Origin of the sequence: Pseudomonas sp. (genome assembly GCF_017744435.1) — a bacterium.
Taxonomy (GTDB): Bacteria; Pseudomonadota; Gammaproteobacteria; order Pseudomonadales; family Pseudomonadaceae; genus Aquipseudomonas.
In genome coordinates, this window is the sequence record NZ_JAGIBG010000043.1 from 1 (window position 1) to 22429 (window position 22429).

Annotated in this window: 21 protein-coding genes; 9 read left to right on the forward strand and 12 right to left on the reverse strand. The window is 64.6% G+C overall.

Annotation, left to right across the window (positions count from 1 at the left end):
* A partial coding sequence (locus tag J7573_RS23205; RefSeq protein WP_294340655.1) for a VCBS domain-containing protein occupies window positions 1-3951 on the forward strand: 3951 nt, incomplete at its 5' end.
* Window positions 3952-4057: 106 nt separating this feature from the next.
* On the opposite strand, the gene J7573_RS23210 is transcribed toward J7573_RS23205, so the two are convergent.
* Window positions 4058-4423, reverse strand: a complete 366-nt coding sequence (locus J7573_RS23210; protein WP_294340656.1) for a YbaN family protein — start codon at window positions 4421-4423, stop codon at window positions 4058-4060.
* A gap of 7 nt (window positions 4424-4430) precedes the next feature.
* A complete protein-coding gene (locus J7573_RS23215) occupies window positions 4431-5018 on the reverse strand; it encodes a YecA family protein (protein WP_039602166.1) in 588 nt (195 codons plus the stop codon).
* A gap of 245 nt (window positions 5019-5263) precedes the next feature.
* Here J7573_RS23215 and recQ point away from each other — a divergent pair, with 245 nt between their 5' ends.
* Complete coding sequence (gene recQ, locus J7573_RS23220; RefSeq protein WP_294340657.1) at window positions 5264-7408, forward strand: DNA helicase RecQ; 2145 nt, start codon at window positions 5264-5266, stop codon at window positions 7406-7408.
* Between the two features lie 138 nt (window positions 7409-7546).
* Window positions 7547-7984 (forward strand): MarR family transcriptional regulator, encoded by a 438-nt coding sequence (locus tag J7573_RS23225; protein ID WP_103446399.1) that lies wholly within the window; start codon window positions 7547-7549, stop codon window positions 7982-7984.
* Window positions 7985-8093: 109 nt separating this feature from the next.
* On the opposite strand, the gene J7573_RS23230 is transcribed toward J7573_RS23225, so the two are convergent.
* Window positions 8094-10280, reverse strand: coding sequence for a patatin-like phospholipase family protein (locus J7573_RS23230; RefSeq protein WP_294340658.1), 2187 nt, complete (start codon window positions 10278-10280; stop codon window positions 8094-8096).
* A gap of 67 nt (window positions 10281-10347) precedes the next feature.
* Here J7573_RS23230 and J7573_RS23235 point away from each other — a divergent pair, with 67 nt between their 5' ends.
* On the forward strand, window positions 10348-10629 hold the full coding sequence (locus J7573_RS23235) for a SelT/SelW/SelH family protein (RefSeq protein WP_294340659.1): 282 nt from the start codon (window positions 10348-10350) through the stop codon (window positions 10627-10629).
* Here J7573_RS23235 and J7573_RS23240 read toward each other — a convergent pair whose 3' ends face one another.
* The gene (locus tag J7573_RS23240) at window positions 10630-11520 is read right to left on the reverse strand and encodes a DMT family transporter (RefSeq protein WP_294340660.1); all 891 of its coding nucleotides are present in this window, start codon (window positions 11518-11520) and stop codon (window positions 10630-10632) included.
* Window positions 11521-11699: 179 nt separating this feature from the next.
* Complete coding sequence (locus J7573_RS23245) at window positions 11700-12464, reverse strand: AraC family transcriptional regulator (protein ID WP_294340661.1); 765 nt, start codon at window positions 12462-12464, stop codon at window positions 11700-11702.
* Between the two features lie 126 nt (window positions 12465-12590).
* Here J7573_RS23245 and J7573_RS23250 point away from each other — a divergent pair, with 126 nt between their 5' ends.
* Complete coding sequence (locus J7573_RS23250; protein ID WP_159411591.1) at window positions 12591-13403, forward strand: UDP-2,3-diacylglucosamine diphosphatase; 813 nt, start codon at window positions 12591-12593, stop codon at window positions 13401-13403.
* Here J7573_RS23250 and J7573_RS23255 read toward each other — a convergent pair.
* The gene (locus J7573_RS23255; RefSeq protein WP_294340662.1) at window positions 13400-13711 is read right to left on the reverse strand and encodes a DUF962 domain-containing protein; all 312 of its coding nucleotides are present in this window, start codon (window positions 13709-13711) and stop codon (window positions 13400-13402) included. The two genes, J7573_RS23250 and J7573_RS23255, sit on opposite strands and share 4 nt — an antisense overlap.
* Window positions 13712-13866: 155 nt before the next feature.
* Here J7573_RS23255 and J7573_RS23260 point away from each other — a divergent pair, with 155 nt between their 5' ends.
* Window positions 13867-14928 carry an AraC family transcriptional regulator gene (locus tag J7573_RS23260; RefSeq protein ID WP_294340663.1) on the forward strand — a complete coding sequence of 354 codons (1062 nt, stop codon included), beginning with the start codon at window positions 13867-13869 and terminating at the stop codon, window positions 14926-14928.
* Here the strand turns inward: J7573_RS23260 and J7573_RS23265 are convergent.
* Window positions 14885-16339: a TrkH family potassium uptake protein gene (locus J7573_RS23265; RefSeq protein ID WP_294340664.1), complete on the reverse strand. Its 1455-nt coding sequence runs from the start codon at window positions 16337-16339 to the stop codon at window positions 14885-14887. The two genes, J7573_RS23260 and J7573_RS23265, sit on opposite strands and share 44 nt — an antisense overlap.
* A gap of 102 nt (window positions 16340-16441) precedes the next feature.
* Between J7573_RS23265 and J7573_RS23270 the strand changes: the two genes are divergently transcribed.
* Window positions 16442-16999, forward strand: coding sequence for an NAD(P)H nitroreductase (locus J7573_RS23270; RefSeq protein WP_294340665.1), 558 nt, complete (start codon window positions 16442-16444; stop codon window positions 16997-16999).
* 118 nt (window positions 17000-17117) lie between these two features.
* Here the strand turns inward: J7573_RS23270 and J7573_RS23275 are convergent, their stop codons facing one another.
* The 5 genes from J7573_RS23275 to J7573_RS23295 all read right to left on the reverse strand — a co-directional run bounded on the left by J7573_RS23275 (window position 17118) and on the right by J7573_RS23295 (window position 20774).
* A complete protein-coding gene (locus J7573_RS23275; protein ID WP_294340666.1) occupies window positions 17118-18458 on the reverse strand; it encodes a HAMP domain-containing sensor histidine kinase in 1341 nt (446 codons plus the stop codon).
* Between the two features lie 60 nt (window positions 18459-18518).
* On the reverse strand, window positions 18519-18935 hold the full coding sequence (locus J7573_RS23280; RefSeq protein ID WP_294340667.1) for an LTXXQ domain protein: 417 nt from the start codon (window positions 18933-18935) through the stop codon (window positions 18519-18521).
* Between the two features lie 124 nt (window positions 18936-19059).
* Window positions 19060-19737, reverse strand: a complete 678-nt coding sequence (locus tag J7573_RS23285) for a response regulator transcription factor (RefSeq protein WP_110636848.1) — start codon at window positions 19735-19737, stop codon at window positions 19060-19062.
* Window positions 19738-19879: 142 nt separating this feature from the next.
* Window positions 19880-20179 carry a YciI family protein gene (locus J7573_RS23290; RefSeq protein ID WP_008091826.1) on the reverse strand — a complete coding sequence of 100 codons (300 nt, stop codon included), beginning with the start codon at window positions 20177-20179 and terminating at the stop codon, window positions 19880-19882.
* 1 nt (window position 20180) lies between these two features.
* Window positions 20181-20774: a septation protein A gene (locus tag J7573_RS23295; RefSeq protein WP_294340668.1), complete on the reverse strand. Its 594-nt coding sequence runs from the start codon at window positions 20772-20774 to the stop codon at window positions 20181-20183.
* Window positions 20775-20841: 67 nt separating this feature from the next.
* On the opposite strand from J7573_RS23295, the gene J7573_RS23300 reads away from it, so the two are divergent.
* Both J7573_RS23300 and J7573_RS23305 read left to right on the forward strand, forming a co-directional pair.
* Complete coding sequence (locus J7573_RS23300; protein ID WP_294340669.1) at window positions 20842-21702, forward strand: PHP domain-containing protein; 861 nt, start codon at window positions 20842-20844, stop codon at window positions 21700-21702.
* Window positions 21703-21715: 13 nt separating this feature from the next.
* On the forward strand, window positions 21716-22345 hold the full coding sequence (locus tag J7573_RS23305) for an L-threonylcarbamoyladenylate synthase (RefSeq protein WP_033696652.1): 630 nt from the start codon (window positions 21716-21718) through the stop codon (window positions 22343-22345).
* Window positions 22346-22429 lie beyond the last annotated feature (84 nt).

Genomic DNA, 22429 nt, shown 5'->3' on the forward strand with positions numbered 1-22429 from the left:
AGCACCATCGTCATCACCATCGTCGACGACGTGCCGCAAGCCCACAGCGATTACACCAGCGTGTACAAGGGCGACGAGGTGCGCGGCAATGTGCTGTACAACGATGTGGTCGGTGCCGACGTGCGCAGCGACGGCAACTATGTGGTCGGCGTGCGTGCCGGCAGTGATACCTCCACGTCTGCCATCGGCCAGCTGAACACCCAGGTGAACGGCCAGTACGGCTACCTGACCATCGACGAAAAGGGCAACGCGGTCTACCACTCCAACCCGGACGTGGTGTCGCCGCGGGATGCCGTCGACACCTTCGTCTACACCATCCGCGATGCCGATGGCGACGAAAGCACCACGACGATCACCATCAATGTGCATGACCCGCGCATCGAAGTGTGCATGGATGGCCAAGCTGCGGTGTTCGAGAAAGCCCTGGACATGAGCAAGGATGGCAGCGATCTGGCCGCAGGTACGGTCACCGGCAGCGATCCGACATCGCCCCTCGAAACCGCCTCTGGCAGCCTGGCCGGCTTGGCCAGTGGTGGCATAGGCGCCTTGTCCTACAGCCTTATCAGCAATGCTGTCGGCCAATATGGCCAGATTCACCTGAATGCCGACGGCAGCTACACCTATACCCTGACCTCGCCGGCCAACTCACCCACCCATGCCAACGATGGCGCCAACACCGTCACTGAATCCTTTACCTATCAGGTTCAGGACGCTTACGGTCACTCGGCCACCAGCACCATTGTCATCAGCATTGTCGACGACGTGCCCCAGGCCCATTGCGATGCTGTCAGCGTCTACAAGGGCGACGAGGTGAGCGGCAATGTGCTGTACAACGATGTGGTGGGTGCCGACGTGCGCGGCGATGGCAACTACGTGGTCGGCGTGCGTGCCGGCAGTGATACCTCCACGTCTGCCATCGGCCAGTTGAACAGCCAGGTGAACGGCCAGTACGGCTACCTGACCATCGACGAGAAGGGCAACGCGGTCTACCACTCCAACCCCGACGTGGCGTCGCCACGGGATGCCGTCGACCGCTTCGTCTACACCATCCGCGATGCCGATGGCGACGAAAGCACCACTACCCTGACCATCAACGTGCACGACGCAAGGCTCGTGGCCTGCGAGGACCGCGATGTCACGGTGTTCGAGAAAGCCCTGGACCTGCACAAGGATGGCAACGACCTGGCGGCAGGCAGCGCCATCGGCAGTGACCCGAACTCGACCGGCGAAACGGCGTCCGGCTCGCTGGTGGGCTCGGTGTCCGGTGGCGTGGGGGCGCTGACCTACAGCCTGGTGGGCAACGCTGTCGGCCAGTATGGTCAGATCAGCATCAACCCTGACGGCAGCTATACCTACACGCTGACCTCGCCCGCCAATACGCCGGGTGCCGATTCGACAGTCGAATACTTCACTTACAAGGCCACCGATTCGCTGGGCCACAGCATCACCAGCAACATCGCCATCACCATCGTCGACGATGTACCCAATGCGGTCTGCGCCGAGCGCAGCATCACGCCGGGCCAGGTGGACTCCAACATCCTGCTGGTGATCGATGTGTCCGGCAGCATGGACTCTGCTTCAGGCATACCTGGCCTGACCCGCATGGAGGCGGCCAAGCAGGCGATCGCTGCGCTGCTCGACAAGTACGACGACATGGGCGACATCAAGGTGCAGATCGTCACCTTCAGTGGTGGCGCGCAGATCCAGGCGGCCGAGTGGGTCAGCGTTGACGTCGCCAAGTCGATCGTCAACGGCCTGCACGCGGGTGGTTCGACCTACTACGACAGCGCGGCCACGGCTGCCCAGACGGCCTTTGCCCAAAATGGCAAACTGGCCGGCGCGCAGAACGTCAGCTACTTCTTCTCCGATGGCGAGCCCAGCTCCGGGCATGCCATCACCGCTTCCAGCGAATCCATCTGGGAAACGTTCCTCGACAGCAATGGCATCAAGTCATACGCCATTGGCCTGGGCAAGGATATCAATGCCGGCAACCTGAACCCGTTGGCCTACGACGGCAGCAGCCATACCGACACCAACGCGGTAATCGTCACCGACTTCAACCAACTCTATGGTGTGCTGTCAGGCACCGTTCAGGGTTCGCCGATTACCGGCAGCCTGCTCAGCGATGGCACCTTTGGCGCCGATGGCGGTTTCATCAAGGCACTGCTGGTGGACGGCACCACCTACACGTACGACCCGAAAGCCAACGCGGGGCAGGGCGGATACCTGGCCAGCGGTGGCGCAGACAACGCCAGCTTCGATACCACCGGTAATACGCTCACCATCAAGACCAGCCTGGGTGGCAGCCTGCTGGTGAACATGGACAGCGGCGAGTTCACCTACACGCCGCCCAAGGGCGCTGACTACTTGCAGTCCGAACGCTTCGGCTTCATGGTCAGTGACAATGACGGCGATACCAGCAGCGCCGACTTGCTGGTGCTGATCAATGGCAATCATGCGCCGGTGGCAGGCGCGGACCATGTGATTACCAATATCACCGGTGCCAGTATCACCGTGCCGTCCGAAGCGCTGCTGGCCAACGACAGCGACGCCGACAACGACCGTCTCAGTGCGGCGCCGATCACCGTCGACACGAACTTTGCCAGCAAGGGGGCAGGCTTCACCCTCGGCAACAGCGTTTCGAGCATCTCCTTCGATGGCCATGGCAACACGCTCGACAACCAGTTCAAAGCCCTGGAGCGCAGCGCCTTCACCACGGCGTCCGGCAGCATGACTGCGGCGCTGGTGGTACTCGGCTACCTCGGCAACATCAACAGCAGCAACGCCAACGGCGAGGATGTGATCACCGTCAGCCTGCGCAAGGGCGAGACCCTGCAACTTGACCATGACCGGCCAGACGGCAACGTCAGCCTGGAGTGGAAGGATGCCAACGGCAGCTACCAGCCCATTGCCGACGGCGGCAGCTTCACCGCCAGCCATGACGGTGTGTACAGCATCCATGTGGTCAATCAGATCAACCCGTCGGACCACAGCAAGGCTGCCGAGAGTTACAAACTGAGCCTGGTGGTCGACTACAGCAACGCCGTGAACGACGTGCACCAGGCCAGCTACACGGTCAGCGATGGCCATGGCGGCAGTGCTACCGGTGCGGTGGATATCACCTACCAGGCCGGGACAACCCTGAATGGCACGGCCGGTGATGATGTGTTGATGGCAAGCAACGCCGACACCCTTCTCAACGGGGGTGACGGCCATGATGTGCTGGTGGGGGGCGCTGGCAATGACATTCTGCACGGTGGCAACGGCAATGACCTGTTGATCGGCGGCCTCGGCAACGACCTGCTCGATGGCGGGGCGGGCAACGATACCGCCAGCTATGCCTCTGCCACTGGCGGGGTGACGGTCGACCTGAGCCATATTGGCCCGCAGAATACCGGTGCCGCCGGCATCGATACCTTGACCGGCATCGAGAACCTGATCGGCTCCGACTACAACGACACCTTGATCGGTGATGCCGGCGACAACCTGCTCAACGGCGGCCTGGGCAACGATGTACTCAAGGGCGGCGATGGCAACGACATCCTCATCGGCGGGCCGGGCAACGACGTCATGACCGGCGGCAATGGCAACGACACCTTCGTCTGGCAGAAGGGCGACACCGGGCATGACACGGTCACCGACTTCACCCCGGGCAGCGACCACCTGGACCTGTCGCAGCTGCTGCAGGGCGAGAATGCCACGGCGGCGTCGCTGGATGACTACTTGCACTTCAAGGTCAGTGGCAGCGGCAGCAATGTGGTCTCGACCATCGAGGTCAGCAGCGTGGCGGGGGCGGCGCCGACCCAGACCATCGAGCTGGCTGGCGTCGACCTGGCCCAGCACTATGGCGTGACGGCAGGGGCGGGCGGAGTGATTTCGGCGGGGCAGGATACGGCGACCATCATCAACGGGATGATCAATGACCATTCGTTGAAGGTGGATACGGTGTAAGCAGGTCCGGCCTCTTCGCGGGGCAAGCCCGCTCCTACACAGGCCATCGCATACCTGTAGGAGCGGGCTTGCCCCGCGAAGAGGCCGGAACAGGCGATAGCAGGGCTCAGCCTGAGCGACGCAAGGTCTTCTGCTTGAGGATGTAGGCAGTCACCAGCACCGCACTGGTGAGCATGAAGGTCCTGGCCCAGAACAACGGCACCAGGTAGCAGGACAAGCCGATGCTCGCCCACATCAGCCCGATGGCGTAGACCTTGCCCTTGAGCGGAATGCCCTCGCCACTCAGGTAGTCACGTATCCACGGGCCAAGCTTGGGATGGTTGACCAGCCAATCGTGAAAGCGCGGTGAGCTGCGGGCGAAGCATGCCGCCGCCAGCAGCAGAAACGGGGTGGTGGGCAACACCGGCAGGAAGATCCCCAGCACCCCCAGCGCAACACTGAGCCAGCCGATGGCCAGCAGCAGGTAGCGCACGGCCGACTCAGTGGTGGCGTGGCTTGAGCAGCGCCGGCTTCTCGTCTGGAGCGTGCAGCAGCAGGAACAGCGCGCTCAGTGCTTCCGGGATCTGCACGATCATGTCGTCCTGCAGGTTGGCGTTGCTGGCGATGTCGGCGAACTCGGGTTGTTCGTCGAACAGGCCGGAACCGACCATGATCGGCAGCAGCATTTCGCTGACTTCTTCCTCGGCGTTCTCGAACCAGGCCTCTTCACGCAGGAACACGCCTTCCATGAAGCCGATGCACCAGCCACGCAGGTCGGAATCGTCCGGCTCGTCGGTCAGGTCCAGCTCGCATGGCAGGTCGAATTCTTCGTCGCTGGCCAGCTGGCGGGCGATGTGGCCTTTGAGGGCCACCAGCGTCGCTTCGATCTCGGTGCGCTGGGCATCGCTGGCGTAATGAGGTTCTTCGGCGAACAGCGCGTCGATCCATTCACGCTCGGGGACGTCCTCGGAGCAGATCGACAGCGCGGTCAGGTAGCCGTGTGCGGCGACGTAGTCCAGCGCTTCTTCGTGCAGCTCGTCGGCGTCGAGGAAGGCTTGCAGGCGGGTCAGTTGCTCGGCGAAGGACATTACAGGGCTACCTTGGGGAATAAACGATAGTGAATTCTAGCACCTTGCGGCGGCAGCGGGGCAAAGGGAACGTCCGTCACCGGGCATCCTGTGCGGGCCGTCACTACGGTATACTCCGCCGTTTTTCATCCAGGGGCGGGTTTTCCCGACCCTCTGGCAAAAGCCGCTTACGCTTTTGGCGTGTGCGGGGCGGGTTTTTCGTCCAGCCTGTGTCCAGGATGGTACGGCGATTTGTGGAGTTGCACATGCTCGAACAGGCTCAGCGCGTTCTCAAGGATATCTTCGGTTACGACAGTTTCCGTGGGCGCCAGGCAGCGATCATCGAATGCGTGGCCAATGGCGGCGATGCCTTGGTGCTGATGCCTACCGGTGGCGGCAAGTCCCTGTGCTTCCAGGTGCCTGGCTTGTTGCGCCCGGGCCTGACGGTGGTGGTGTCGCCGCTGATCGCGCTGATGGACGACCAGGTCGCCACCCTCGACGAACTCGGCGTCGCTGCGGCGGCGCTGAATTCCACCCTGAGCCCGGAGCAGCAGCGTGACCTGGCCGGGCGCCTGCGCCGGGGCGAGGTGAAGATGCTCTACCTGGCGCCTGAGCGCCTGGTGCAGCCGCGCATGCTGGACTTCCTGCGTGACCTCGACATCTCGCTGTTCGCCATCGACGAAGCTCACTGTGTCTCGCAGTGGGGCCATGACTTCCGCCCCGAGTACCTGCAACTGGGGCAACTGGCCGAACTGTTCCCCCATGTGCCGCGGATCGCCCTGACAGCCACCGCCGACATGCGAACCCGCGAGGAGATCGTCCAGCGCCTGCACTTGCAGGGGGCCGAGCGCTTCCTGTCGAGTTTCGACCGGCCGAACATCTTCTACCGCATCGTGCCCAAGGAGGCGCCACGCAAGCAGCTGATGGCCTTCCTCGGCGAGCGCCGCGGCAACGCTGGCATCGTGTACTGCCTGTCGCGCAAGAAGGTCGATGAGACCGCTGCGTTCCTCTGCGAGCAAGGTTTCCCGGCCTTGCCATACCACGCCGGCCTTGCCGCCGAGACGCGCGCGGCCAACCAGCACCGCTTCCTCAACGAGGAAGGGCTGATCATGGTCGCCACCATTGCCTTCGGCATGGGCATCGACAAGCCCAACGTGCGCTTCGTTGCCCACCTCGACCTGCCCAAGTCGCTCGAGGCCTATTACCAGGAAACCGGCCGTGCCGGCCGTGACGGCCTGCCGTCGGATGCCTGGATGGCCTACGGCCTGCAGGACATGGTGATGCTCAAGCAGATGCTGCAGAACTCCGAAGGTGACGAGCGCCACAAACGCATCGAGCAGCACAAGCTCGACGCCATGCTGGCCCTGTGCGAAGAAACCCGCTGCCGCCGTCAGTCGCTGCTGGCCTATTTCGACGAAACCCTCGAACAGCCGTGCGGCCACTGCGACAATTGCGTCGACCAGATCCAGACCTGGGACGCCACCGAGCCGGCCCGTCAGGCCCTGTCGGCGGTGTTCCGCACCGGCCAGCGCTACGGCGTTGGCCACCTGGTCGACGTGCTGCTGGGCAAGGACACCGAGAAGGTGCGCAACTTCGGCCACGAGAAGCTTTCGGTGTTCGGGGTCGGCAAGGGCCTGGCCGAGGCCGAGTGGCGTTCGTTGTTCCGCCAGCTGGTGGCGCGCGGCCTGGTCGACATCGACCTGGAAGGCTACGGTGGCTTGCGCCTGTCCGACAGCTGCCGGCCGCTGCTGCGCGGCGAGGTGAACCTGCAGCTGCGCCGCGACCTCAAGCCACAGACCGTGGCCAAGACGTCCTCCAGCGGCGGCAGCCCGGCCAGCCAGCTGGTGCGCGCCGAGGAGCGCGAGCTGTGGGAGGCGCTGCGCACCCTGCGGCGCAAGTTGGCCGAAGAGCACAGCGTGCCGCCCTACGTCATCTTTCCCGATTCCACCTTGCTGGAAATGCTCCGCAGCCAGCCGACCAGCCTCAGCGACATGGCCCAGGTCAGCGGCGTGGGTGCGCGCAAGCTGGAGCGCTATGGCCAGGCCTTCCTCGAAGTACTCAATGGTGCCGGTGGCACCGAGGAGGCGCCGAAGGTGGTGCTCGACCTGCGCCACGAACTGGTCAGCCTGGCCCGCGCCGGCATGACCCCGGCGCAGATCGCCGGGCAGCTCAACTGCAGCGAGAAGAACGTCTACAGCCTGCTGGCCGAAGCCCTTGGCCGCCAGGAGCTGAGCCTGGAGCAGGCACTGGACCTGCCGGAAGACCTGATGATGGAAGTGCAGGATGCCTTCCTCGATGGCGAGGGCGAGTTGCCGCCGGTATCGGCGATTGCCCCCTTGTTCGGTGCACGGGTGCCGGAAGGCGTGCTGTACTGTGTGCGTGCGGCGCTGGCGGCGGAGTTCGAACTCTGATGGGCGGCATTTCAGTCAACTGCTGATGTTTGTCATCCTTTTTGACGATTATCGGACGTTTCCGGGGCGGGCAGCCTTGCCTGATGTCCCGGAGCATGGTTAGCTGACTAATAATTAGTTCTAGTCTATGAGTTGCTTATGCCCCTGACCGACAACCAACACCGCTTCGGCATGCAGCTGGCGCAGATGTCCCGTGGCTGGCGTGCCGAGCTGGATCGCCGCCTGGCCGGGCTCAATCTGTCCCAGGCGCGCTGGTTGGTGTTGTTGCACCTGGCCCGTTTCGAAGAGGCGCCCACCCAGCGCGAGCTGGCGCAGAGCGTGGGCGTTGAGGGCCCGACGCTGGCACGACTGCTCGACAGCCTGGAAGGCCAGGGGCTGGTGCGTCGCCAGGCGGTGATGGAGGATCGGCGGGCGAAGAAGATCCAGCTGTGCCCACCGGCCAAGCCGCTGATCGAGCAGATCGAGACCATCGCCAATGCCTTGCGCCTGGAGCTGTTCACGGGCGTGGATGAAGCCGATCTGGAAGTGTGCATGCGGGTGCATGCCAAGATTCTCGCCAACCTCGAAAAATCCTGAGTCTTGTGGGGCTGCTTCGCAGCGACACGAGGCCGCTCCTACAGGGGATCGCATACTTCTGTAGGAGCGGCCTTGTGTCGCGAAGGGGCCGCAAAGCGGCCCTGATCATTTAGAAGGTATGCCCCAGGTTCAGGTACACCGCCTGCTCATTCGCCGTGTTGGCCCCATAACTCAGGTTCAACGGCCCAAGCGGCGTCTCCAGCCCCAGGAAGATGCTCGCCGCATTGATGTAGCCGCTGTCGAACGCATTGTCATTGTTCCACGCCCGCCCACGCTCAAGCGACCCACCGATATACAGCGGGAAGTCCAGCGGCAGATAGGCGCGCGGCGTCAGGCGCCGGTAGTACACCATCCGCAGCAGGCTGACGTTCTGCCCTGACACCGAGTCCTGGCGGAAGCCCGACAGCTCCCTCGCGCCACCCAGCACGAAGCTCGACGTCACCACCTCCGTTGGGTCCAGCGTGCGTCCATAGCGCCCACCCAGCACGAAGGTGTTCGGGCCGACGCTGAATGCCTTGTCCAGGTTCAGCAGCCACTGCCGGTAGTCCTCGTCCGAATCCAGCGACTTGTCGTACTTGCGAAAGGTCAGCCCGATGTCCTCACCCTGGTGCGGGAAGTACACGTTGTCGAGGGTGTCGAACGAGTATTTCAGCTCGTAGAAGCCTTCGTTGAAGCTGACGCTGGGCAGGTCCTGGTCGCCGACACGCACCTCGGCCTTGCCCCAGGCCTTGCCCACGCCCAGGCGCACCTCGCCGGAAGTGCCAATCTGGCGGCCGACGTTAAGGCCGAAACCATAGCGTTCAAGCCGGTACTCGGCGATCGGGTCGTTGTCCAGGGTCGCTTCGATGTTCTGCGAGCCGAGGTCAAGATAGGGCGCGACGAAGTAGCGCGAACCCACGTCCAGCGGCTGGTAGAACTCGCTGTACAACTCCTGCTGGTCACCAATCTGGGCACGGGTCAGCCATTCCGCGCCCAGTCGGTTGATGCCGTTCATGCGGTAGCTGGCGCCGAGGTTGAAGGCGCTGTCACCGCGCAGGTCGTCCGACAGGTTCAGGCCCAGGCGCAGGTAGTCGGTGCCGCCGCGCTTGCCGCGGGCGTTGATCACCAGGATGTTGTCGTCGCCCTTGTGCACCACGCGGTACTGCACCCGGTCGAAGTAGTCCAGGCCATACAGGGTGCCCATGTCGGTCTGCAGGCGGTCGAGTGCCAGTGGTTCGCCAATCGGCTGGCGAATGTAATAGCGGATCACGTCGTCGCTGACTTTCGAGTCGTTCTCAATCCTGATTGCGGTGATCACTGGCGTGCGCTGGCCTGGCGAGCGGGCCACGGCCAGGCTGGCGTCGCGCTCTGGTTGGCGCAGCGCGGCCAGGCGCGTGTCGAGCAGCCGGGTGGCGCGATAGCCGGCGTCGATCATGTCCTGGGCACGGCCGAAGTCGGTGACGCCGTAGGCGGCCAGCTGTGGCTGGATCAGGATGTCGTCGCGGTGCAGGCTGGCCAGCTGTTCCTCGGAATTGCGCCGGGTCATCAGGGTGATCGACTGGTTGAGCACGTCGACCACCGTGGTCAGTTGTTTGCGGTCGCGCAGCGGGGTGCCGATATCGACCACGATGGCCAGGTCGACGCCCATCTTCCGGGCCACGTCGAGCGGGATGTTGTCGGTCATGCCGCCATCCACCAGCAGGCGGCCATCCAGCTCGACCGGGGCGAACACGGCGGGGATCGACATGCTTGCGCGAATCACCTGCGGCAGGTGGCCACGGCTGAACACCACCTTCTCGCCGCTGGCGATGTCGGTGGCCACGGCGCGGAAGGGGATCGGCAGCTTGTCGAAGTCGCGGGTGTCGGCGGTGTGGGCCAGCTTGCTTTCCAGCAGCAGCGCCAGGTTCTGGCCCTGGATAACGCCCAGCGGCAAGCCAAGGCTGCCGTCGTCGCGGAAGCTTAGTTTCTGTTTGACCAGGAAGTCGCGGTCATCCTGCTTGCGCCGGAACGGTACGTCCTTGCGTGGCGGTGCATCGGACAGCGCCTGCTGCCAGTCCAGCGTGGTGGCGAGTTTTTCCAGTTCCTCGACACTGTAGCCGGAGGCATACAGCCCACCCACCACGGCGCCCATGCTGGTGCCGGCGATGGCATCGATGTGCACGCCCTGTTCCTCCAGGGCCTTGAGCACGCCAATATGGGCCAGGCCACGGGCGGCACCGCCAGACAACACCAGGCCGACCTTGGGGCGGGCAGGCTCGGCGGCGAATACGGTGAGGGCAGTGAGCATCAGCAGAAGGCATAACAGCAGGCGGCGCATCGTGAGTCTCAAACCGAAGGCTAAAGACCGCTAGTATAAGCGGCCCCTCACCTGGAGATGCCTCAGCATGGCCGACAACAAGCCGGAAATCGTCATCACATATTGCACGCAGTGCCAATGGCTGCTGCGCGCCGCCTGGTTAGCCCAGGAACTGCTCAGCACCTTCAGCGACGACCTTGCCCGGGTGGCGTTGGAGCCGGGTACCGGCGGCATCTTCCGCATCACCTGCGATGGCGTGCAGATCTGGGAGCGCAAGGCCGGCGGGGGCTTCCCCGAGGCCAAGGTACTCAAGCAGCGCGTGCGCGACCAGATCGACCCGCAGCGCGACCTGGGCCACAACGATCGCTGATCAGGTGCCCTCGGCCACGACCTTTTGCCGGGCTGGCTGTTCGGCGGCCATGCGGCTCGACAGCACGATGGCGAAGATGATCAGCACGCCGCCCAGCAGCATGCGCAGGGTTGGCGTTTCGGCAAATACCGCCCAGGCCACGGCGATGCCATAGACCGGCTCCATGGCGAACACCACGGCGGCTGTGCGCGCCTTGATCACCGCCAGGCTGGCCACGAACAGGCTGTGGGCGACGCCGGTGCAGAAGACCCCGAGCAAGGCGATCCACAACCAGTCCAGGCTGGCGACCTGGCTCAGCCCCGGACCCGCGAAGGGCAGCAGGCACAAGCCGACTACCAGGTTTTGCCACAGCGCCGCCTGCACGGCGGGCAAGCGCCCGGAGCCGGCACGGTTGGTCAGCGACAGCAGCGAGAACAGCAAGCCGGAGAGCAAGGCCCAGAGCAGGCCGCCGGTGGCCTGGCTGGCCAGGTCGAATGCCGGGGTGACCAGGATCAGGCCGATGCTGACCAGCACCACCAGCACGCCTTCGTTGCGACGGATGCGCTCGCGGAACAGCAGGCCTTCGAGGATCACCGTGAAAGCCGGGAAGCTGGCAAAGCCCAGGGTCGCGATGGCCACGCCGCCGACTTTCACGGCGATGAAGAAACTGACCCAATGGCCGGCCAGCAGCACGCCGCCGAGCAGCAGGCGGCGAATGTCCTGGCCGCTCAGGCGTCGCCAGCCGGGGCCGGTGAGGCTGGCAAACAGCGCCAGGGCCAGCACGGCGAAGGCGGCGCGGCCGAAGACGATGATTGCCGGGCTGGCGCTGGCGGCCAGTTTGCCGAAGACGCCGGTCAGGCCGAAGAACAACGCGCCGATGTGCAGGGCGCCGAGGGCAGTGCGGTGGTTCATTGCAAGTCCTTTGATTCTTTACTGGCTGTACCGGCCCTTTCGCGGGTAAACCCGCTCCCACAGGAATATCACTGCCCTTCAGAGCAACACTGTACCTGTGGGAGCGGGCGTGCCCGCGAAAGGGCCGGTGCAGCAAAGTGTAAAGCCACAGGCCAACACGTTCTGTCGCCATCCTGCCGTCAGTTGTCGCCAGGCTCTCGCCGCATGGCCAGCGGCGAGCAGCCAAACGCCCGCAGCATCGCCGCCGAAAACGCACTCTGCGAGCTGTACCCCACCCGCGCCGCAATCTCACCCATCGGCAGCAAGGTCTGGGTGACCAGCCGCCTGGCCTTGAGCAGGCGCCGCTGGCGGATGTAGTCCATCGGCGTCATGCCGCACTCGGCGCTAAACCGTGCATGCAGCCGGGTGCTGGATACACCGGCGATGCGCGCCAGGTCGGCCACCTGCAAGGGGTGCGCTGCGTGCTGTTCGATATGCGCATCGAATGCAGCATAGGGCAGGCGCTGGCTGGGTGTGACCTTGGCCGAGGCGCTGGGGTTGAGGCTGGCCAGCAACAGCACCGCGCCTTGCCGGGCGATCAGCGGGTCGTCCATGGGGCTCGCTGCCAGCCAGTCCACCAGTTGCTGCTGGCGATCATCCAGCCCCAGTGCGCCTGGCTGGTCGAGCAGGCGTCGGCTGGCATCGGCATGCGCCCCCAGTTGCTCGTGCAACCAGTGCTCTCCGGGCACATCCAGCACCAGGCAATCGCTGCCGACGTCGCTGCCGCAAGTGTGATGGGCGCCAGCGGGTACCACCATCAGCCCCTGGCGGGCCACCCTGGCGCCGTGGCCCTGCACCTCGAAATCCAGGCGGCCGTGCAGGCCGAACACCAATTGCGGGTGTTCGTGACTGTGGGCGATCAGCTCATCGCGGTAGTGGCGCAAGGAAAGTATCGGGCCGGCCATGGGGCATCCTCGTGGGGCTGTCAGCCATTGTGCCGCATTCCTGGCAGACCATCACTCGTCACATCCCTGCCACCAACCTGTCATCTGTGCCTGCCAGTCTCCAGCAAACAGCGCCGGAGCCTGCCCATGACCCATGTCGAACTCTCTCGCCCGTCACGCAAGCAGCGCGTGCGCACCTTGTGGATATCCGACGTGCACCTGGGCACTCGTGACTGCCAGGCCGAACACCTGTCGCAGTTCCTCAAGGGCTACCAGGCCGACCGCGTCTACCTGGTCGGCGATATCATCGATGGCTGGAAGCTGCGCAGCGGCATTTACTGGCCGCAGGCCCACACCAATGTCATCCGCCGCTTGCTGACCATGAGCAAGCGCGGCACCGAGGTGATCTACGTCACCGGTAACCATGACGAGTTCCTGCGGCGTTACTCGAAGCTGATGCTGGGCAACATCCAGCTGGTGGACGAGGCCGAGCACCTGACCGCCGACGGCCGTCGCCTGTTGGTGATCCATGGCGACCAGTTCGACGTGATCACCCGTTATCACCGCTGGCTGGCCTTCCTCGGCGACCGTGCCTACGAATTCACCCTGGTGCTCAACCGCTGGCTCAACCATTGGCGTGCGCGCTATGGGTATGGCTACTGGTCGCTGTCGGCGTACCTCAAGCACAAGGTCAAAGGCGCGGTGAACTTCATCAGCGACTTCGAGGATGCGATTGCCCATGAATGTACCCGTCGCGGTTTTCATGGTGTGGTCTGTGGGCACATCCACCATGCCGAGATTCGCCAGGTGGGGGAGGTGGAATACCTCAACTGCGGAGATTGGGTAGAGTCGTGCACGGCGTTGATCGAGCACTGGGATGGCAGTATCGAGCTGTATCGGCTGGCCGACGCACAGGCCCGCCAGGCCGAAGCCGCGACGGCCCTGCGCGAGCCGGCCTAGAGGCTGATCCTGCCGAGCAGGATGTCGCGGAACATGGCGAAATCGCCGACCAGGCTGTACCACGGATGCTTGAACGTCGCCGGTTTGTTCCGCTCGTAGAAGAAATGCCCGACCCAGGCGAAGCCGTACCCGCAAAACGGTACGGCCAGCAGCAGCAGCCACTTGCCGCTGCCGAGGGTATAGGCGAGCAAGGCAATCACCAGGCTGGTGCCGACGAAGTGCAGGCGTCGGCAGGTGGGGTTGCTGTGTTCCCCCAGGTAATACGGATAGAACTCGGCGAAACTGCGAAACTGCGCGGTGCTGGTCATGGGCAGTGCTCCGGGATTATCACTTTTGGACAGGATACACGGCGTGGAGCCTGAATCGAGTCTAGAGTCATTGGCGGTGCCGGCCAGTGACAATAGGCGCCAAATGAGTATCCTTGGGGTTCACCGCATGAAGCGGTCAGTATAAGAAGCCTGCCATGAGTGAAAGAACCACGTCAGCCAGCTGGGCATCAGGGATTGTCAAGGCGCTGGAGCTGGAAGGGCTCGATTGCCCGGCCATGTTCAAGCAGCTGGGGCTGGATTTTGCTGCACTCGACGACCCGGATGCACGCTTTCCGCAAGACGCCATGACCCGCCTCTGGCAGCTCGCGGTCGAACTCTCGGGCAACGAAGCCATTGGCCTGAACATGGCGCGGGTGGTGCGCCCGGCTTCGTTCCATGTGGTGGGCTATGCGTTGATGTCCAGCCGCACCCTGGCCGAAGGTTTCGAGCGGCTGGTGCGCTACCAGCGCATCATTGCCGAAAGCTCGGACCTGAGCTTCATCCTCGGCCCTGAAGGCTATTCGCTGATTCTGACCGTGCATGGCGATCACCTGCCACCCACCCGGCACAGCGCCGAAGCCTCGCTGGCTTGCGCGCTGGCCTTGTGCAAATGGCTCAGTGGCCGGCCGGTGCAGCCGCGACGGGTGCTGGTGCAGGGGCCGCAGCCGAAGGATATCGAGCCGTACAAGGTGGCATTCCATTCCCCGCTGATATTCGGTGCCCCGCACGATGCACTGGTGTTCGAGCGGGCCGACATGGAAGCGCCATTGCCCACCGCCAATGAAGCCATGGCCATCCTGCACGACCGCTTTGCCGGCGAATACCTCGCGCGTTTCTCGGAAAGCCGCGTGACTCACCGGGTGCGCCAGGTACTGTGCCGCATCCTGCCGCAAGGTGAACCCAAGCGCGAAACCCTGGCCCAGTCCCTGCACCTGTCTCAGCGCACCTTGCAGCGCCGTTTGCAGGAAGAGGGCACCAGCTTCCAGACGTTGCTCGACGACACCCGCCGCGAACTGGCCGAGCAATACCTGGCCCAGCCAGGCATGACCCTGCTGGAAACCGCCTACCTGCTGGGTTTTGCCGACCCGAGCAACTTCTATCGGGCGTTTCGCCGCTGGTTCGATGTGACCCCCAGCGAGTACCGCGCCCGGCTGGGTGCGGAGCCTGGCGAGGTCAGTGACGCCAGAACGCCGGCATACACAACACCAGCACCGTGATGATCTCCAGGCGGCCGAGCAGCATGCCGGTCGACAGCACCCATTTGGCGGCATCCGGCAGCGTCGAGTAGTTGCCCGAAGGGCCGACCACTTCGCCGAGGCCCGGGCCGACGCCCGACACGGTGCCGGCAGCGCCAGTCAGTGCGGTCATCCAGTCAACGCCCAGCAGCGACAGCAGCAGGGCCATCACGCAGATGGTGATGGCGAAGAAGAACGAGAAGGTCAGGATCGAGCGTACGATTTCTTCGTCCAGGCGATGGCCGTTGTACTTCTGTTTGATCACCGCGCGCGGGTGGATCAGCTGGTTGAGGCTGGCCTTGAGCAGGATGTAGGCCACCTGGAAGCGGAAGATCTTGATACCGCCGGCGGTGGAGCCGGAGCAGCCGCCAACGAAGCCCAGGTAGAAGAACAGCATCAGCGAGAAGTTGCCCCACAGGCTGTAGTCGCCCAGGGCGAAACCGGTGGTGGTGACCACCGAGGTCACGTTCAGTGCTACGTGGCGCAGGGCATCGAGCCAGTGCAGGTTGGTGGTGTACCAGTACCAGGTGCCGAGCACGATCCAGGTGACCACCAGCATGCCCAGCAAACCTTGAACCTGCTGGTCGCGGATAAGGGCCTTGCGGTTGCCACGCAAGGTCGCCACGTACAGCGTGAAGGGCAGGCTGCCCATGATCATCACCACCACCGCGACCCAGTGCACGGCGGGGATGTCCCATTTGGCCAGTGACTGGTCAGAGGTGGAGAACCCGCCAGTGGAGATCGCCGACATGGCGTGGTTGATGGCATCGAACGGGCTCATGCCGGCCCACCAGAAGGCCAGTGCTCCCAAGATCGAGAAGCCGACGTACACACCGACGATCGACTTGGCGACCATGTGCGAGCGCGGCATGACCTTTTCCGAGCGGTCTGATGACTCGGTCTGGAACAGGCGCATGCCACCGATGCGCAGCAGCGGCAAGATCGCTACCGCCATGGCGATGAAGCCGATGCCGCCGAGCCAGTGCAGCATCGAGCGCCACATCAGGATGCCCGGTGACATGGTGTCGAGCCCGCTGAGCACCGTGGCGCCGGTGGCGGTGATGCCGGACATGCTTTCGAAGAAGGCGTCGGTGTAGCTGATGTGCTGGGTCAGCAGGAAGGGCAAGGCGGCGAAGATGCACACCACCACCCAGCTGCTGACGGTCAGCAGGTACATGTCGCGCGGGCGCAGGTGGACGTGCTCGGGGCGGCCCTGCAGGACCATGGCCAGGCCGGCGATGAAGGTGATCAGGCTGGACCAGAGGAACGACGGCAGGTCGCCGGTACGTTCGAAGATCACCAGGGTGGCCATGGGCACGACCATGCTGACCGCCAGGGTGATCAGGAAGATGCCGATGATGAAACCAATGATCCTTAAGGTCGGCAACGCCATGTGATCTGCTCTGACTCGAAACGGAAGGGCGCCATTCTACCTATGGGTCTGGTGATGTAAACGCTAGAATGGCCGCACATTCACCTGCCAGGAGGGTAGCCGATGGAGGCTCTCGACGCATTGCTCAACCGTGTTTCCGTGCCGCGCCTGACCGAACCTGCGCCCAACGAGGCCCAGCGCGAGGCGCTGTTCCAGGCCGCCTTGCGTGCACCGGACCACGGCCAGTTGCGGCCGTGGCGCTTCCTGACCATCGAGGGTCAGGGCCGCGACAAGCTCGGTGAGCTGTTTGCCGAAGCGGTGCAGCACAAAGGCGACGCCAGCCAGGCTGCGCTGGACAAGGCACGCGCGATGCCGCTGCGTGCGCCGTTGCTGATCGTGGTGATCGCCAAGCTGCAGGACCACTTCAAGGTGCCCAAGTCCGAGCAGCGCCTGGCGGCGGGTTGCGCGGCCCATGGCATCCTGATTGCGGCGCATGCCCAGGGGATCGGCGCGGTGTGGCGTACGGGTGACATGGCCTTCGATGCCCATGTGCATAAAGGTTTGGGCTTGGCCGAGAACGAGGAGCTGATTGGCTACCTGTATGTCGGTACGCCGATGGCCGAACCGCGCACGGCGCCGATTCTCAATACGGCCGATTATGTCGCTACCTGGGGCGAGTAACGCGTTGGCTTCTTCGCGGGCAAGCCCGCTCCCACAGGGATCACCTCAGGCCTGAGGCCCGCGCCGAACCTGTGGGAGCGGGCTTGCCCGCGAAAGGGCCGGTGGCCCCAGCATCACGTTAACTGCCCGTCACTACCGCCAGCGGCAACTCCAACCGGGCCACGAATCCACCCTGCGGGTGATTCTCCAGCACCAGGCTCCCGCCATGCCGCTCCGCCGCCTTGCGCGCAATCGCCAGCCCCAGCCCATGCCCCGCCGCCTCCTGCCCCGGCGCCCGGAAGAACGGCTCGCCCAACTGCGCCAGGTGCTCCGGTGCCGCCCCGGGCCCATGGTCACGCACGCTCAGCACGATCTTGTCCTGCTCGCGCTGCGCGCTGATCTCGATCGGTTGCCCCTCCGGGCTGAAGCGCAGGGCATTGCGCACCAGGTTGTCCACGGCACGCTCGATCAGCGTCGGCCAGCCTTGCAGGGTCAGCCCCGGCTGCGCTTCCAGCTTCACTTCCTGCTCCGGCGCACTGAGCTGAGCGTCCTTGCGCACGCTGCCGAGCAGCGCGTTGAGGTCGACAGGCTCGGCATGGGCCTGCTCGGCATCGACCCGGGCCAAGGTCAAGATTTCGCTGATCAGGTCTTCCAGGCGGTCGCATTCACGGGTCAGGCGTGGCCACAGGGCCTGGCGCTGTTCGGTTTCGGCGCGCTCGGCCAGGGCCAGGGCAATGCGCAGGCGGGCCAGTGGTGAGCGCAGCTCGTGGGACACGTCGCGCAGCAGCTGGCGCTGGCTGCCGATCAGGCTCTGCAGGCGCGCGCCCATCTTGTTGAAGTCCTTGGCCAGCACGCCGAACTCGTCACGCCGGGCCGCCAGGCGGGCCAGGCTGTTCTGTTGGTAGCTGGCCTGGCCAAGGTCGTGCACGGCGCCGCGCAGGCGGCTGAGTGGGCGGGTGATCGACAGGGTCACCAGCAGGCTGAACAAGGTCAGCACCACCAGCGCGATGCCCAGGGCACTCAACGGCCAGAGCAGGCTCTCACGGTGCCAGGCGTCCAGCTCCGGGTGCGGGATGCGGTAGATCAACAGGTAGGTGTTGCCGCTGTCGGGGCTGGTGTATTCCTCGGTCAGGCGGCGCCACGGCAGGCGGCGCTCGTCATTGTGCTGGCGTGCCTCGAATGCCGCCGCGCGGCGCGGGAAGGTGCCAGGCACCACGGCATCGCCGCTGTCGTCGAGCACCTGCACATCGATCTTGTAGCGCTCCTTGCGTCGCTCCAGGAACGCTTGGGCAGACTCCAGGCCCTCCTGCTCGTAATGCTTGGCCCAGTGGCTGGCCATGGTCTTGAGGCCCGGGTGGCGGCTGAGGATCCAGGCGTCCTGGTTGAGCATGTGGCCGAGCAGGATCGACAGGCCCGCGACCAGGGTGATAGCCAGCCAGAAACTGGCCAGGATGCGCCAGAACAGAGAACGCAAGAGCACCTCCTGAAAACGGGAAAAGCCCGGCCCGCTTGAGGGCGGGCCGGGCATTGGGGTGACAGCTTACTGGGCCTTGCCAGCTTTTTCAGCTTTCCAGGCCTGGAACTCCTTCCATTCAGCCTTGCGTGCTTCGCGTTCCTTTTGCAGTTCGTCGAACTTCTTCTGCTGGTCGGGCTTGAGCAGCGCGCGGACCTGGCTGTCGGTCTTGTCGTGGCTGGCCTTGAGCTCGTCTTTCATGGCCTTCTGGTCGGCTGCCGGCAGCTTGTCCAGGTAGCGTTCGGTGATTTCGCGGCGGTGCTGCATCTGCTCGCCCATCAGTTTGCCGATCTGCTGGCGCTGGTCGCGGCTCAGGTCCAGTTGGGCGAAAGGCGCATCACCGCGATGATGCGGGCCGTCGTGACGCTGGCCGCCTTCAGGCATGGCCATGGCCACGGTTGGCAGGGCGGCGGCGAACATCAGGGCGATAAGGGTCTTGCGCATGGTGTCTCTCCTGTCATGGGCCGGTGTTTACCGGATGAGCTCAGTCTAGGGAGATCAAGGTCAAGCGCAGTCAGCGGACGGTAAAGGCAGGGTAAAGATGGGGCACAGGCGGCCCCATGCAGGTTTACAGGCTGTAGTAGTAACCGCGGCTACGCAGTGCCACGATTCGCGGCCGCCCATCGGGGTGTGGGCCGACTTTCTTGCGCAAGTTGCTGACGTGCATGTCCAGGCTGCGGTCATACAGGGTCAGCTTGCGCCCCAGGGCGATCTGCGCCAGTTCCTGTTTGTCCAGCGGCTCGCCCGGCTGGCGCAGCAGCGCCTCGAGGATGCGGCTCTCGGACAGCGTCAGGCTCATGTCGCGGCCATCGATGCTGACCACGCCGCGCACCGGGCTGAACGCCAGGTCGCCGATCTCCAGCTGGGTGGTGGTGGCAGTGGGGTGGCTGCGGCGCAACACGGCGCGCAGGCGGGCGGTGAGCTCACGAGGGTCGCAGGGCTTGGCCAGGTAATCGTCGGCGCCCAGCTCCAGGCCGAGGATGCGGTCCAGTGGTTCGCCACGGGCCGACAGCATCAGTACCGGCAGCTCGGCGTGTTCGCTGCGCAGCTGTTTGAGCAGCTCCAGGCCGCTGCCGTCGGGCAGCATCACATCCAGCACCACGGCCGCCGGGGCCTGCTCGGCCAACGCCTGTCGCGCGCTCTGGCCATCGTGGCAGGCGCGTACCGCAAACCCTTCCTGGGTCAGCCAGCTGCCGAGCAGCTCGCAGAGTTCCTGGTCATCATCAATCAGTAACAGCTCGCTCATGACTCACTCAATTCAAATCGACGGCGTCTGACGCGCTCGCCAGTGGCAAAGATACCGCAGACTGGGGACGACTGTGCAATTCGAGCGTGCAATTAGGAGGGGCAGACCGCGTCGCCAGCTTGATCGGCGACGCGGTGGCCGGTCAGGGCAGGACTTGCTTGAACGGCTTGACGATGACCTTGTCGTACACGCCCGCAGCGATGTACGGGTCGGCATCGGCCCAGGCCTGGGCGGCGGCCAGGGAGTCGAACTCGGCGACGATCAGGCTGCCGCTGAAGCCGGCTTCACCTGGGTCGTTGCTGTCGATGGCCGGGTGCGGGCCGGCCAGCACCACGCGGCCTTCGGCCTTGAGCTGTTGCAGGCGCTCGATGTGCGCCGGGCGTGCGGCCAGGCGTTTTTCCAGGGAGTTCGCGACGTCGCTGGCGATGATGGCGTAGAGCATGTCAATCCTTGGGTTTGGAGGTGGAAGGGTCGTCGTGCAGGTGACGCGACAGGTACACGCCCTGCGCCACCAGGAAGATCACGGTCATGCCCAGGCTGCCGAACACCTTGAAGTCCACCCAGAAGTCCTGGAAGGTGAAGGCCACGAACAGGTTGGCGGCGCCGCAGAACAGGAAGAAGGCGATCCAGGCCACGTTCAGGCGCGACCAGATGGCATCGGGCAGGGTCAGCGCGTGGCCCATGATGCGCTTGATCAGCACCCGGTCGCCGATGAAGTGGCTACCGGCGAAGCCCAGGGCAAACAGCCAGTTGACCACCGGCGCCTTCCACTTGAGGAAGGTTTCGCTGTGGAAGGTCAGGGTCAGGCCGCCGAACACCAGGCAGGCAATCAGGGTCAGCCACTGGCCCTTTTCCAGCTTGCGCTGGCGCAGGAACAGCGCGCCGTACACCACCAGCGAGCTGATGATCAGCATCGCCGTGGCGCTGTAGATGCCGCCGAATTCGAAGCTGTGGCCGGCGACGTCCAGCGGGCGCGGGTCGAGCTTGTAGACGATGAAGAACAGCAGCAGCGGGATGAAATCGATGAATTGTTTCACAATGGCAGCCAGAATCGGGATGTGACGGCATAATAACAAACATCGAATCCAGCGAAAGCGCTCCTCCATGAATGTTGATCTGCACTGTCACAGCACGGCCTCCGACGGCGCCCTGTCGCCCACGGACCTGGTCGCCCGGGCCCATGAGCACGGGGTGCAAACGCTGGCACTGACCGACCACGACACCCTCGAAGGGCTGCCCGAAGCGCGCCAGGCCTGCCACGCGCGTGGCATGCGCTGGGTCAGCGGGGTAGAGCTGTCGTGCACCTGGGGCGGCGCGACCATTCACGTGCTGGGCTACAACTTTCCGCTCGATGCGCCGCCCTTGCTCCAGGCCATCGAGGCCCTGCACCGTGGCCGCTGGTTGCGCGCCGAGGAAATCGACAAACGGTTGGCGGCCAAGGGCATGCCGGGCGCCCTCGACGGCGCGCGCGCCGTACAACAGGAACTGGGGGACAGCGGCAACGCCCCGGCGCGGCCGCACTTTGCCGAATTCATGGTGCGCGCCGGCCACGTCAAGGACCGCGCCGAGGCCTTCCGCAAGTGGCTGGGGGCCGGCAAGCTGGGTGACGTCAAGCAGCACTGGCCGACGCTCGAGGAAACTGTCGCGACCCTGCGCCAGTCCAACGCCTGGGTGAGCCTTGCGCATCCCATGCATTACGATCTGACCCGCAGCAAGCGCAGGCGGCTGATTGCCGACTATATTCAGGCAGGCGGGCAGGCACTTGAAGTGGTCAACGGGATGATGCCGGCCGAGCAGGTGGGCACGATGTCCATCCTTACCCGTGAGTTCGGCCTGCTGGCAAGCGCTGGCAGCGATTTCCACGGCCCCGGCACCTGGGGCGAGATCGGTGCCTACCGGCCATTGCCCGAGGACTTGCCACCTCTGTGGCGTCGATTCAGTCATGAACAGCCTATGGCGCTATGAACAGGACGACTTCGTGAGCCAATTTTTCCAGATTCATCCGGAGAACCCTCAGCCGCGCCTGATCCGCCAGGCGGTGGAGATCATCCGCAAGGGCGGCGTGGTGGTCTACCCGACCGACTCGGCCTATGCCCTGGGTTGCCAGATCGGCGACAAGGCGGCGATCGAGCGGGTGCGTCGCCTGCGCGGCCTGGACAAGACCCACAACTTCACCCTGATGTGTTGCGACATGTCGCAACTGGGGCTGTACGCCAAGGTCGACACCGGCACCTTCCGCCTGCTCAAGGCCCATGTACCCGGGCCCTACACCTTCATCCTCAACGGTACCCGCGAAGTGCCGCGCCTGCTGCTGCACGAAAAGCGCCGCACCATCGGCCTGCGCGTGCCGGACCACGCTATTACCTTGGCGCTGCTGGCCGAACTGGGTGAGCCGCTGATGAGCGTGAGCCTGATCCTGCCGGGCGACACCGAGCCGATGACCGACCCCTACGAGATCCGCGAGCGCCTGGAGCACCATGTCGACCTGGTGATCGACGGCGGCTTCGGCGACCTAAAGGCTTCGACCATCATCGACCTGTCCGGCGACGAGCCTGAACTGATCCGCGAAGGCTGCGGCGACCCCACGCCGTTCATGGTCAACGCGTGAGCCAGGTGGAAGCACCCGAGGCGCCGGCCGAACAGGTCGAGCCGTCGCCGCAGCAGTTGCAGCTGGCGCTGGTCTACGGCGAAG